This window comes from Acinetobacter baretiae (assembly GCF_015627105.1).
In the GTDB taxonomy this organism is placed as follows: Bacteria; Pseudomonadota; Gammaproteobacteria; order Pseudomonadales; family Moraxellaceae; genus Acinetobacter; species Acinetobacter baretiae.
In genome coordinates this window covers 44509-58467 of sequence record NZ_VTDM01000011.1, presented here as the reverse complement: position 1 = coordinate 58467, position 13959 = coordinate 44509, and the positions used below count along the sequence as shown (strand labels likewise).

Sequence of the window (13959 nt, the reverse complement as noted above, 5' to 3'; positions counted from 1 at the left end):
ATTCGTTGAGCTATAAAAAAGAGTGCTGATGCACTCTTTTTTTATGTTATGAAATTTTAAATACTGACATTTTTAGGTACGTCTAAATTATTGAGTACAGTATAAATTTCAAGAAGATTTGTACATATAATGATTTTTGCACGATGATGTAGTGGTAAAAAACCTTCAGCAACAGCATGATCTAACTGTGCAATTAGTGCGTCGTAATATCCATTAACGTTATAAATCATCATTGGTTTATGATGCTGTTCGAGTTGTCCCCAAGTCGCAATCTCTAAAATTTCTTCAAATGTGCCTAAACCACCAGGAAGGGCAATAAATGCATTGGCTCGTTCAGCCATCATGGCTTTACGTTCATGCATTGTATTTACAACGTGTAGTTCGGTTAATTCTGTATGTGCAACTTCATAATCCAACATAAATTGTGGAATGACACCTACAGTTTCAGCATTAAACTCAGAAAAAGTATCGGCGACCTGCCCCATAAGGCCAATACTTGCCCCACCGTATACAAGTCCAAAGCGATGCTCAGCTAAACCTTGTGCTAATTCAATGGCACTGTTTAGATAAATTGCTTTATTACCTGCGCGAGAACCGCAATACAATGCAATTAAAGGTTGGGTTGTTTTTACTTTGACTGTTTCATTCATTTGAAGTGATCCTTTTTGTTTAGAGTATCTTTATCATGTTTTGTTCATCAACGTGGTTTAAATGAGTTCATTTTTAACCAATTGCAACAATCTTTATTCATTTAGAAAATAACACTACTGTAAAATTAAGCTGCTAAAAAATATGTCTATAAAAAATGATGAAAGTTAGTGAATTTGCAATTAATCTTTTCTATACTGAAAGTCCGTTTAACAACATTTTTATTAATATGAGTAGTGGTTGTAGGCCCTCAACTAAAAAACCCCAAATTTCAAATGCAATCGCTTGCGTACAAGCGATTGCATATATTAAAACTAAAAACCAAAATCAGACTACTATCATGCAGGAGCATGGGCGATGATATTTGAATGGATGTCGGATCCATCTGCATGGGTAGGTTTAGCCACACTTGTGGTATTAGAAATTGTTTTAGGTATTGATAACCTTGTATTTATTGCAATTTTAGCAGAAAAACTACCACCAGAGCAGCGTAACAAGGCTCGAATGATCGGTCTGACTTTAGCACTTGCAATGCGAATGGTATTACTTGCGTCTATTGCGTGGGTTATCACGCTGACGCAACCACTCTTTCATATTTTTGACCAAGCATTCTCTGGCCGAGATCTCATTTTAATTTTTGGCGGTATATTTTTATTGTTTAAAGGAACCATGGAGTTACATGAGCGCCTTGAAGGTAAAATGCATGTCAAAGATGATAACCCTGTACATGCTGCCTTTTGGGTAGTAATTGCGCAAATTGTTGTGCTTGATGCAGTATTTTCACTCGATAGCGTGATTACTGCAGTGGGTATGGTGAAGCACCTTTCTGTCATGATGATTGCGGTGGTGATTGCAGTGGGTATTATGATGCTTGCCTCAAAAGCACTCATGAACTTTGTCAATCGTCATCCAACCGTAGTGATGCTGTGTCTTGGCTTTTTAATGATGATTGGTTTTTCATTGGTGGTGGAAGGCTTTGGCTTTCATATTCCAAAAGGCTACTTATACGCAGCGATTGGATTCTCTGTGATGATTGAATTTTTAAATCAAACAACACGTAGAAATCAAGAAAAATTGGTCACGACCAACGACCTACGTTTCAAAACAGCATCTGCTGTAATGCGTATGCTAGGTGGTAAACCGAAACATAGTCAAAATACAGAACATAATCATGGCGACAGCGATGTTTTAGCAACACGAGCATTGGCCGATGAGTTATTTGACGATGAAAATAGCACTTATCATAGTGTAATGGTACAAGGTGTATTGGGCTTGTCGGAACGTCCAGTTAAATCAATTATGACACCACGTCCAGATATTGATTGGATTGATTTAGCAACAAACCCTAAAGATATACAAACACGTCTAATGCAAATGACACACTCAAGAATCATTTTTGCGCATGGTGAATTAGATAATCTTGCAGGTATTGCATTGACACATAAGTTGCTCAATGAGTATGTAGAACATGAGCAATTTAATATTGAACAAAACATGCGTGAACCGATGATTGTGCATGAAAATGCACCTGTATTAATGGTTTTAGAACAATTGCGCCAAGCACCATTGCAGATGGCCATTGTACTGAATGAATACGGATCTATTGAAGGTTTAGTGACCCCAATTGATATTTTAGAAGCCATTGCAGGTGAGTTTCCTGACGAAGATGAAATGGAAGCGATTGCAGAAAGTCTTGAAGATGGTTCACTGATTTTAGAAGGCTCTACAGATATTCGTCATTTATCGTTGTTGTTAGATCAAGATCTTGTTGACGATAGTGAAGAATATTCGACATTATCGGGTTATTTACTAATGCATTTAGGGCATTTGCCTGAAAATGGCGATGTCGTGACAGCCGATGGGTATCATTTTGAAATTGTGACGATGGATGGTCATAAAATTGAAAAGGTACATATTACAGCCATTGAACAACCAAAAAATGATCAGTCAGAAGATCACTAGTCATGTTTGATTCAGATCTGAACTGATTTAAAATAGCCTTTTTAAAGGCTATTTTTATGTCTGAAGTTTATTGCCCATGTAGTGGTCATTCCAATTTATACGCAGCATGTTGTCAACCCTTACATGAGGGTCAAAGCAAGGCAACAACGGCAGTACAATTAATGCGTTCACGCTATAGCGCGTTTGTAAAACACAACATTGATTATATTGTTCAAACGACGGCAATTGGGCAACAGCAACAGCTCGATGTCAGTGCATTAAAAGAATGGAGTATTACAACACAGTGGCATCATTTAGATGTTTTACAGCATCATGTGCATTCAGATAAGCGCCATGCGTATGTTGAGTTTAAGGCTTATTTTATGCAAGCAACTCAATTACAGGCCCATCATGAAACATCTGCTTTTGTATTTGTAAATGGGCAGTGGTATTTTCTAGATCCTACTGTCGAACTAAATTACAGCATGAAAAAGCCATGTATTTGCGGGTCTGGCAAAAAGTTTAAGGCCTGCTGTGCGACATTTTTATAAGCTTGATGGTTATTGTAGCAATGCATTGAAATGATAAGACTAAATAATTTTATTTTTTAAGTTGAATCGCTTATAAGTTCTGTAAAATAGCGCCTATTTTAGCCCCTAAAAGGAAAGGGTATGCTACTGACCATTATTTACATTGTTGCCATTACTGCAGAGGCCATGACAGGTGCACTTTCTGCTGGGCGTCGTAGTATGGACTGGTTTGGGGTCATTTTAATTGCTTGTGTCACGGCATTGGGTGGGGGTTCAGTGCGAGATGTATTACTTGGTCATTACCCTTTGGGATGGGTAAAGCATCCAGAATATTTAGTACTGACCTGTTGTGCTGCCTTATTTACCATATTAATTGCCAATTGGATGAAGCATTTACGTTCTATATTTTTATTGCTTGACGCTTTGGGATTAATTGGTTTCACCATTATCGGTTGTCAAATTGCCATTCATTTAGGCCATGGATTTGTTGTATCTGCTGTTGCAGGGATGATGACAGGGGTTTCAGGTGGAATTTTACGTGATATTTTATGTAATGATATTCCTTTAGTATTCCGCCGTGAGTTGTATGCCAGTATTTCTTTTGTGGCTGTGATTTGTTATTGGCTATGTATGTCGTTAGGAATGTCGCTTGAATGGACAGTGGTGACGACATTGGTATTTGGATTTAGTCTACGAGTCATTGCAATCTACTTTGGTTTAGAAATGCCAAAATTTATCTATCAAGATGATGATGATCAATCGGCATCTTCTCGAGATCATTAATTCAATAATGAAACTGAATTCTAAAAATAAATCAGTGTTTAGGACAAATGCATGTCAGATTTGATTACACGGGTACAGCGATTACCTGTTGGTAAATTTCATTATACCTTGCTATGGGTGGTGGGTTTGGGATGGATGTTTGATGCCATGGATACAGGGATCATCGCATTTATCTTACCTACACTGATTAAAGATTGGCAATTGAGCCCCACACAAAGTGGTTTGATTGTCAGTATTAGCTTTGTTGGTATGGCATTTGGTGCGATTCTATCTGGAAAGATGGCTGATCGTTTTGGGCGTAAGGTCATGTTTATGTTGACTTTAGCCGTATATAGTATTGCAACAGCCTGTTGTGCTTTTGCACCCAATTTGAGTTGGCTTTTGCTATTTCGTTTTATTGTGGGTATTGGTTTAGGGGGGCAATTGCCCGTGGCTGTGTCATTGGTGAGCGAGTATATGCCAGCACAAGTGCGCGGAAGATTTATTGTATTGCTCGAAAGCTTTTGGGGGTTAGGCTGGTTGATTGCAGCGCTGGTGTCTTATTTTTTGATCCCGCAATTAAGTTGGCATATTGCATTTTTAATTGGTGGACTGCCTTTATTTTATATTTGGGTCATTTGGAAAAAAATCCCAGAATCTATTCCGTATTTGATTCAACGTGGTGACATTGAACGAGCACATCGTATTATACAGCGTTTAGAACACCAAGCAGGGGTACCTGTTGTAACCGAAGCAATCAAGCCTGCTGTTCAGCCACATCAAAAAACAAGTTTTAAACAGTTGTGGTCAAAAGATTTTTGTCGTGCAACAGCCATGTTATGGCTCATTTGGTTCGGTATCGTTTTTTCTTACTATGGTATTTTTACATGGTTGCCTAGTTTATTGGTGAAACAAGGTTTTGATATTGTAAAGTCTTTTGAATATGTTTTATTGATGATTTTAGCTCAACTTCCAGGTTATGCCGTTGCTGCATGGTTGGTTGAACGGTTAGGACGAAAAATGACCTTATCAGGTCTGATTGGTTTATGTGCTGTGTGTGCTTATTTTTTTGGTCAAGCACAAAGTAATCAAGAGATTATGTTTTGGGGCTGTTTGATGTCATTTTTTAATTTAGGTGCATGGGGCGTTTTATATACCTATACCCCAGAGCAATATCCTACACACATCCGTGCGTTTGGTGCAGGTTGGGCTGCGGCCATTGGGCGTATTGGTGGCATTTTAGCACCAATGGCAGTGACACAAATGATGGTCTTTGAGCATGCATTTCAATATGTATTTATGATGTTTACTGTAGTGATGCTTGCTGTGGCGCTTACCGTAGGTGTGTTGGGTAAAGAAACAAAGGGTCAACCTTTACAATAGCCTTGCTTATTGTTTTGTATCTGAAAGCTGAACTTTTTGTCAGATTGATTTATAATCAGTTACATCCTAAAAAACGAAGATTTCATATTATTGCATGGCTACCACCTCATCTGCCCACTTATCAACATTTCAACTAAATAAACGCATACTTTCTGTGGTTATGTTTACTTTTATGGTGTATTTGTCCATTGGTTTACCTTTGGCAGTACTCCCACAACTTGTACATAAAGAACTGGGTTTTAGCTCATTTATGGCAGGAATTGTGATTAGTGTGCAATATGTGGCAACGCTGTCATTTAGACCAAAAGCTGGGCAGTTGGCTGATTCTTTAGGCGCCCGTACAGTTGTACTGATGGGTTTAGCCTGTTGTGCAATGAGTGGTGTGTTGGGTATTTTTGCAATTTTATTTTTATCGAATCCCACGGTAAGTATTGTTCTGATTATTTTGAGTCGATTGTTTTTAGGTACGGGTGAAAGTTTTACAAGTACAGGTGCAACCTTATGGGGCATGAATTTAGTTGATCGTAGTGAAACATCTCGTGTCATTTCATGGAATGGTGTTGCAACGTATTCTGCCATGGCATTTGGTGCACCATTGGGTGTATATCTAGACAGTAAAATTCCTGCGTATGGATTTGCAGTATGTACTTTACTTATTGCTATTTTGGGTTTTATATTGGCATATCGTAAGCCAAAAATAAAAGTGAAAGTAGATACAAAAATTGCCTTTTTAAAAGTTGCTTCTAGAGTATGGATCTTTGGTGTGGCGTTGGCTTTAGGTACAGTCGGTTTTGGGGTGTTGTCTACCTTTATTACCATATATTTTGCAGAGCAACGTTGGCCCAACCCTGCATATGCACTGAGTGTTTTTGGTGCAGGTTTTGTGATTATTCGTCTTATATTTGGTCAAATGATTCCTAAGTTTGGTGGCATAAAAGTCAGTATGGTGTCGTTTGTTGTAGAAGCACTTGGGTTGTTTTTAATTTGGGGCGGAGAGCATATTGGTGTGGTGTATGCTGGTGCCTTTTTAGTTGGTGCAGGATTCTCTTTGGTCTTTCCATCATTAGGTGTTGAAGCAGTAAAACAAGTTGAAGCAAAAAATAGAGGGTCGGCCCTTGGGGTTTACAATGCCTTTTTAGATATTGCACTGATGTTTATTGGTCCAATGGCAGGACTTCTTATTCCTTTGATTGGTATACGAGATGTTTATGGCGTTGCAGGTGTGATTACGGTCTTTGCCGTATTACTCATGGCGTATCTACTCTATAAGACCAAGCCTACGGTAAAAAATGTATAATTGCAGATAAAAGCAATAAAAAGAAGCAACAACAGAACAAATGCTTGATCGCTTGCACAGCACGGTCTAGCATAGGCTGAGATTAAAAGTAATATACTGGCCTTGTTCTTATGTCTAACCTTCATCCGCATGCCACCGAAAATCGTTCTCTTGCCGAATTTACCGAGCAAGCATATTTAAAATATGCCATGTACGTGATTATGGATCGTGCATTGCCACATATCAGTGATGGACTCAAACCTGTACAACGCCGTATTGTATATGCAATGAGTGAGCTTGGATTAAAAAACAGCGGTAAACCCAAAAAGTCTGCTCGTACAGTGGGCGATGTACTTGGAAAATATCATCCGCATGGCGACTCAGCATGTTATGAAGCGATGGTGCTTATGGCACAGCCGTTTAGCTATCGTTATCCTTTTGTCGAAGGCCAAGGCAATTGGGGGTCGCCTGATGATCCAAAATCCTTTGCTGCGATGCGTTATACAGAGGCAAAGCTGTCGCAGTATAGTGAGCTATTATTGTCTGAATTGGGACAAGGCACATGTGAGTGGCAAGATAATTTTGATGGTTCAATGAAAGAACCCATTAATTTACCTGCACGTGTACCTAATATTTTACTCAATGGCACCACAGGTATTGCTGTAGGTATGGCGACCGATGTACCACCACATAATTTGCGTGAAGTGGTCAAAGGTACAATTGCACTGATTCGTCAGCCTCATTTAACAGATGCTAAAGTTGCAGAGTATATTCCTGCTCCAGATTTACCAACACACGCTGAAATTATTACTGCAAAAGAAGAATTACTCAAAATACAAATGACGGGGCGTGGTAGCTACCGCATGCGTGCAATCTATACTCTAGAAAAAAATGAGATCGTTATTGCACATTTGCCCTATCAGGTGTCGGGATCAAAAGTCATTACTCAAATTGCAGATCAAATGCAGGCAAAAAAATTGCCGTGGGTATTAGACATTAAAGATGAATCTGACCATAGAAACCCAACTCGTATTGTGATTGTTTTACGTTCTAATCGCGTTGATGCAGACAAGGTGATGAGTCACTTATTTGCCACTACAGATTTAGAAACAAGTTATCGTGTTAATCTAAATATGATTGGTGCAGATGGTCGGCCACAAGTAAAGTCGATTCGAACAATTTTACTTGAATGGATTGAAATACGAAAAAATACGGTCACACGGCGCTTGCAATATCATTTAAATAAAATCGAAAAACGCTTACATATTTTGGCGGGTTTGCTCATTGCTTATTTAGATATAGATGCAGTGATTCAAATTATTCGTGAAGAAGATAAGCCTAAGCCTGCGCTTATGCAACGCTTTCATTTAGATGATACACAAGCTGAAGCCATCTTAGAGCTTAAATTACGCCACCTTGCTAAATTACAAGAAATGGAAATTAAACAAGAGCAAGATGAGCTTTCAGCACGTGCAGCAATCATCAAAGAACAGCTTGAAAATCCTGAATCATTAAAAAACCTGATGATTGGTGAGTTAAAAGCAGATGCTAAACGCTTTGGTGATGATCGTCGTTCACCTTTAGTGACGCGTGCCGATGCAGTACAATTAAAAGAGCAAGATTTTATACCTGCTGAAGCGGTGACGGTCGTTTTGTCACAAGCAGGTTGGATTCGATCTGCAAAAGGTGCAGAAGTTGATGCAGAGAAACTGAACTACCGAGCAGGGGATCAGTATTTAAGTCATGCTTCAGGAAAAAGTAATCAAAGAGTGTATGTGATTGATGATGCGGGGCGAAGTTATGCTTTGGGTATATCAACACTTCCTTCAGCAAGAGGGTTAGGTGAGCCACTAACATCACGGTTAACACCTGCGCAAGGCGTACATTTTAATCAATTGTTGATTGCAGATGATGAACAAATGTTGATTGCATTAAGCACGGCAGGATTTGGGTTTAAAACCAAAGCACAGGCACTCGATACAAATGCAAAAGCGGGTAAAGCATTTTTAACTCTTTCGGACAATGCACAAGTATTACCACTTCAAACTGTACAGCAACAGACGCATTTGGCGCTGTTAAGTTCAGCTGGGCGTTTACTTCTTGTCGATTTAGCAGAATTGCCAATGCTAAATAAAGGTAAAGGCAATAAATTAATGGCTTTAGATGGACAAGACACAATTGTTGCCGTACAACTTTTAAATTTGTCAGCAACGTTAGAAGTAACAGCAGGTCAGCAAAAGTTGAAATTAAAAGCGGACGATTTACACAAGTATATTGCTAAGCGTGCCAGTAAAGGACATATTTTACCAAGAGGCTACCAAAAAGCACATCAGTTGTTCTGTTTAGCTTGATGTGATCATGGTAAAAATAAGTAGATGAAAATATAAACTGCTAAACAGCAATATATGTATTTGGACATGAAGTGAGTAAAATTATGGAAAAGAGATGGTTGGGTGAGTTTGATAAAACGGGGATTCAAGATGAGATTAAATTACCTCCAGAAAACACGTCTTTACTCGATCTCTTTGAAAGTAGTTTTCAAAAATATGGCTCACGAGATGCATTTATCTTTATGGATAAAGCCATTTCTTATGCAGAATTGGAAGAAGAAAGTCGTAAATTTGCATGTTACTTGCAAGGAATTGGTTTAAAACAAGGTGATCGTGTCGCCATTATGATGCCGAATGTATTGCAATACCCTGTAGTGAGTTTAGGTGTATTGCGTGCAGGGTGTGTATTGGTGAATGTAAATCCACTTTATACTGCACGAGAGTTAGAGCATCAGCTTAACGATGCAGATGTAGATACATTGGTTATTATTGAAAATTTTGCGGCTGTATACGAAAAAATTATCGGCAAAACTTCTGTTAAACATGTGGTGGTTGCAACTGTAGGTGACATGCTTGGTTTTATTAAAGGCAATGTAGTCAATTTTGTTTTACGCACCATTCGTAAGCAAATTCCTAAATGGAATATTCCTGGTGCAGTATCTTTTAGTGATGCACAAAGTCAGTTTAACCCAAGTCAGTACAAGCGCCCAGCCCTGAATTTAAACGATACAGCATTACTGCAATACACAGGTGGTACAACAGGACTGTCTAAGGGCGCAGAGCTTACACACCGTAATTTAGTGGCAAATATACTGCAAATTAGCAATCTTTTTGACAGTAAATTTAGAACCTTACCACATGTAGAATATCGCTTTTTAGCGGCTTTGCCTCTGTATCATATTTTTGCATTTACATTGTGTGAATTATACGCATTGCACCAAGGTGCAACCAATTTACTGATACCAAATCCAAGAGACCTGCCTGCATTAGTAAAAGAAATTGGTAAATTTAAACCGACTCTATTTCCTGCAGTAAATACATTGTTTAATGCACTGATTCATAATGAAACCTTCAAACAGCTTGATCATAGCCAAATGCAAATTGCTGTTGGTGGAGGTATGCCTGTCCTTCCTGCAACCGCAGAAGCATGGAAAAAGCATACAGGTATTATTATTCATGAGGGCTATGGACTATCAGAAACTTCTCCTGCGGTGGTATTTAATCCACCAATATCACAAGAATTTACAGGCACGATTGGCATACCATTACCAACCACAGATGTGGCTTTGCTAGATGATGCGGGTAAAGAAGTGGCTTTGGGTGAACAAGGTGAAATCTGTATTAAAGGCCCACAGGTAATGAAAGGATATTGGAAACGTGCCGATGAAACGGAACAAGTCATGACCAAAGATGGCTTTTTTCGAACAGGTGACATCGGAATTATGGATGAAAAAGGCTATATCAAAATTGTAGATCGTAAAAAAGACATGATTTTGGTGTCGGGTTTTAATGTATATCCGAATGAAATTGAAGAGGTAGTATCGCAACATCCGAAAGTATTAGAGGTGGCAGTGATTGGTGTACCTGATGATAAATCAGGTGAGGCACCCAAATTGTTTGTCGTCAAAAAAGATCCATCTTTGACAACGGAAGAAATTCTTGCATATGCCAAAGGCCATTTGACAGGTTACAAACGTCCTCGATATGTAGAATTTATGGATGAATTACCAAAATCAAATGTTGGAAAAATTTTGCGTAAAGAACTTCGTAAATAAAGCAATAGACCTAAAAAGGCCGATATATTCGGTCTTTTTTATGGCCGAGAGTTACGCATAAGTTGATCTAGGCGAGGACGTGCAAAGTAGATGATCACCATAAAGCTAATCATTGTACCTGCTTGCATTTTAAACGGGCTGAGTTTGAATGTACCGTAACTAAATATGTTGTCGATTACACAATATACAGCAACAATGATCATTCCGATGAGTAAAGGAAGGCGTTTAATACTCACAGCAATGAGAGCAACAGAGAGAATCAAAAATGTTGCGAGAGTCGATTGCCAATTTAAGTTAGCACAAATCATGCTGATTAAAAATGAAACAATGGGTAAGACAATATATAAAATACGATCTAATTTTTTCTGTGTATTATTGTGTTGTTTTAAAGCATGAAGCAGCTCATCTTGACTTTGCTTAGACATATTTTTTCCATATACAAATTGCTATATTTAACCGAAAAAATCATGAAAAAGCCATGATATGATAGTCAATCATAGATAAATTTCATTGAGATGACAATATAATGATCATGCAAAGCATCAGTGCAGTGGTTTATATTATTCTGATTGCTTGTTTGCTCCCGTATGTGTTTACAGTGGTTGCAAAAGTCATTGGTGGTTTTAAAGGACAAGACAACCTTAATCCGAGAGAATTTCTTTCACAAACCACAGGGCTTGCTGCAAGAGCAGATGCAGTACAGAAAAATAGTTTTGAGAGTTTGCCTTTGTTTATTGCTGCTATCTTAATGGCAGAATATATGGTGGTAAATCAGTATTTTATTTACAAATTAGGCTCAATGTATATTGTTTTACGTATCATTTATGGTATTTGCTATTTAGCCAATTGGGGTAAGCTTCGCTCAGTGGTTTGGCTTCTTTCAATGGCCTGTCCAATTTTATTACTTATTTTAGTGATTCGTTTAAATTAAAAGGTATGTTGTTTTGATGTTGATCTAAAATGACAGATTGTCAATAAAGTGTCATATCGTATTGTTAACCTGTGATTGGCTACAGAAAAAGATAGATTTATCGGCTATAGTATGGCGAGAGCTACGTCATACATTGTCCATGCTATATGAGTGCTTAAAAAAGCGGTTAAAAATCATTGTAGTAAGTGTATAATTTATGACGTAATCCGTTGACTGTCATATAGAGTATTGAAATGAGCTATAACAATATCCCCGCAGGTAAAGATGCACCAAACGACATTTATGTCATTATTGAAATTCCTGCAAATGCAGCACCTATTAAATATGAAATCGATAAAGATTCAGATGCTTTATTTGTTGATCGCTTTATGGGTACAGCGATGTTCTATCCTGCAAACTATGGTTACGTACCAAATACATTGTCTGAAGATGGCGACCCGTTAGATGTATTGGTTGTAACACCACACCCTGTTGCCCCAGGTTCAGTGATTCGTTGCCGCCCAGTCGGTAAACTTAAAATGGAAGATGATGGTGGTATTGATGCAAAATTAATTGCAGTACCACACGAAAAGCTTTCACCTTTATATAAAGATGTTCAAGAATATACTGACTTACCTCAATTATTGATTAGTCAAATTGAACATTTTTTTGCGCATTACAAAGATTTAGAGCCAGGTAAGTGGGTTAAAATCTCAGGTTGGGAAAGTGCAGACGTGGCAAAAGCAGAAGTGCTCAAAGCCATTGAAGCAGCAAAGTAATGTGAAGAACTAAAAAAACCTACACGAAGGTGTAGGTTTTTTTTATGCATGAAAGAATATATTACTTCATATTAGAAGTTTAAAGTATATTCAATAAAGCCACGCCAATCGCTAGTGTCACCTGCATAAGACTTATACGCATCGTTGGTACGATAAGTTGAGTTACGTAGTTTGAAGCTTAGGTTTTTAGCAAATCCACTTTGAACGGTATATTTAATTTGGTTAAATAATTCGTGTTCTTTCCCCTTGCTAGTTTGACCATCCACTTTAATATTCCAACCGTATAAAAATGCGGTTGTCCAAGAAAGACCTGGTACGCCAAACTCACCAAAATCAACCGAGTAAAGCGCTTGCATAGATTTTTCGCTATTACCATTGTAATCAGAGAAGAATGAATTTGGTACAGCAAGTGTTGCACCACCATCACCTACGATGCCATAGTCATATCCAACGTTACCTGTACTTTGCTCATAAGTTAGCATCGCAGTATGAGGGCCTTGGTTATATGTTGCAGAAGTTGCCCATAAATTATTTTTCTTTTCAGTACCAGCCGAACCTGTAGGATAGGTAAGTATGCGTTTTGAAGGATCAGGTGAGTTTAAAGAAGCATCATATTTGGTGTGATAGCCACTTGCATCAAGTGTTAAAGATGCATTGTTATCTAAAGCCATTTTATAATTGACATTTAAGTAATGACGTTCTAAAGCATCTTTAAGTTTTGAACCAAAATATGAACCACTCAATGCATCTGTAAATTTATAGCTTGCACCCCAGACATCAGCACGCTTTAAATGGTTACCATCGCTTGAAATTTGGTTTACATCTTGGTCTTTCGTGAAATGACCATAGGTTAATTCAAGGTTTTTAATTTCACGGCTGGTCACCAAAGTACCTGTAAAATATTCAGGTGTTAAGCGATAGTCACTACTTGCAAGTACAGGCAGCTGTAAATATTGTGTACCATATACAACAGTGGTATTTGAAATACGTGCTTTAACGTTTGCCCCACCACGAGTCCATTGATCTCGACCTGATTTGCCATCAATCATGTTGAGCATTTGGTTGCCCGCTTTGTTGTTTTGGCCAATTTTGAATGAAAAATCACCCAATACACCCACACCCACACCCACAAGCCCTTGGGTATAGCCAGAATCTAATTTAACAATCGCTGTTTGACCCCAAGAATTTGTATCTTGACGACCATCCGTTCTGTCACGGTAAATCCAACCATTACGGAATAATACAGAACCTTTCGCCTCTTCTACAAAGCCTTTTGCTTCACTTTGTTCGCTGGCATGTAGTGTTGTTGAGAGTAAAGCAGCATTTACAACGAGTGCAAGTGTCAGTTTTTTGTGTATTTTTGGCATTTATATCCCCGAGGGTGAACTGTAGTTCTGAGCTAATCGAAACACAGTAAGGTAACAGAAAGACTAAACAACTTATAACAAAGAAAACGTTATTTGCAAATTTATTTACCATATAAAGAATATAAATGGCCAATTTATCAGGTGTTTTTCAATGTTTTGAGTAAAATAGTCATCTTTTAATCATTCAAGAATTATACCAAGTTATTTAATCTTTATAAAAAAATGTAATTTTTGTTAAAAGATTGTATTGTTGGCGTA

General features: G+C 38.1%; 12 protein-coding genes. 9 read left to right on the top strand and 3 right to left on the bottom strand.

The window, feature by feature from the left end; translation table 11 throughout:
• Positions 1 to 56: 56 nt before the first annotated feature.
• The gene (locus I2F17_RS06070) at positions 57 to 650 is read right to left on the bottom strand and encodes an LOG family protein (protein WP_196421734.1); all 594 of its coding nucleotides are present in this window, start codon (positions 648 to 650) and stop codon (positions 57 to 59) included.
• Positions 651 to 1005: 355 nt separating this feature from the next.
• Here I2F17_RS06070 and I2F17_RS06065 point away from each other — a divergent pair, with 355 nt between their 5' ends.
• The 7 genes from I2F17_RS06065 (at position 1006) to I2F17_RS06035 (ending at position 10645) form a co-directional block, all read left to right on the top strand.
• Positions 1006 to 2610, top strand: a complete 1605-nt coding sequence (locus I2F17_RS06065; RefSeq protein ID WP_196421733.1) for a TerC family protein — start codon at positions 1006 to 1008, stop codon at positions 2608 to 2610.
• A gap of 56 nt (positions 2611 to 2666) precedes the next feature.
• Positions 2667 to 3140, top strand: a complete 474-nt coding sequence (locus tag I2F17_RS06060; RefSeq protein WP_211139341.1) for a YchJ family protein — start codon at positions 2667 to 2669, stop codon at positions 3138 to 3140.
• 120 nt (positions 3141 to 3260) lie between these two features.
• The gene (locus I2F17_RS06055; protein ID WP_196421731.1) at positions 3261 to 3902 is read left to right on the top strand and encodes a trimeric intracellular cation channel family protein; all 642 of its coding nucleotides are present in this window, start codon (positions 3261 to 3263) and stop codon (positions 3900 to 3902) included.
• Between the two features lie 51 nt (positions 3903 to 3953).
• On the top strand, positions 3954 to 5264 hold the full coding sequence (gene niaP / locus I2F17_RS06050; protein ID WP_211139340.1) for a niacin transporter NiaP: 1311 nt from the start codon (positions 3954 to 3956) through the stop codon (positions 5262 to 5264).
• 94 nt (positions 5265 to 5358) lie between these two features.
• On the top strand, positions 5359 to 6561 hold the full coding sequence (locus tag I2F17_RS06045) for an MFS transporter (protein ID WP_211139339.1): 1203 nt from the start codon (positions 5359 to 5361) through the stop codon (positions 6559 to 6561).
• 110 nt (positions 6562 to 6671) lie between these two features.
• Positions 6672 to 8891 (top strand): DNA topoisomerase IV subunit A, encoded by a 2220-nt coding sequence (gene parC, locus I2F17_RS06040; RefSeq protein WP_211139338.1) that lies wholly within the window; start codon positions 6672 to 6674, stop codon positions 8889 to 8891.
• A gap of 83 nt (positions 8892 to 8974) precedes the next feature.
• The gene (locus I2F17_RS06035) at positions 8975 to 10645 is read left to right on the top strand and encodes an AMP-binding protein (RefSeq protein WP_196421727.1); all 1671 of its coding nucleotides are present in this window, start codon (positions 8975 to 8977) and stop codon (positions 10643 to 10645) included.
• Positions 10646 to 10683: 38 nt separating this feature from the next.
• Here the strand turns inward: I2F17_RS06035 and I2F17_RS06030 are convergent, their stop codons facing one another.
• The gene (locus I2F17_RS06030) at positions 10684 to 11070 is read right to left on the bottom strand and encodes a hypothetical protein (protein ID WP_196421726.1); all 387 of its coding nucleotides are present in this window, start codon (positions 11068 to 11070) and stop codon (positions 10684 to 10686) included.
• 107 nt (positions 11071 to 11177) lie between these two features.
• Between I2F17_RS06030 and I2F17_RS06025 the strand changes: the two genes are divergently transcribed.
• The gene (locus I2F17_RS06025; RefSeq protein WP_196421725.1) at positions 11178 to 11576 is read left to right on the top strand and encodes an MAPEG family protein; all 399 of its coding nucleotides are present in this window, start codon (positions 11178 to 11180) and stop codon (positions 11574 to 11576) included.
• A gap of 233 nt (positions 11577 to 11809) precedes the next feature.
• Positions 11810 to 12334, top strand: a complete 525-nt coding sequence (gene ppa / locus I2F17_RS06020) for an inorganic diphosphatase (RefSeq protein WP_196421724.1) — start codon at positions 11810 to 11812, stop codon at positions 12332 to 12334.
• 71 nt (positions 12335 to 12405) lie between these two features.
• On the opposite strand, the gene I2F17_RS06015 is transcribed toward ppa, so the two are convergent.
• The gene (locus I2F17_RS06015) at positions 12406 to 13701 is read right to left on the bottom strand and encodes an OprD family outer membrane porin (RefSeq protein ID WP_211139337.1); all 1296 of its coding nucleotides are present in this window, start codon (positions 13699 to 13701) and stop codon (positions 12406 to 12408) included.
• Between the last annotated feature and the right edge of the window lie 258 nt (positions 13702 to 13959).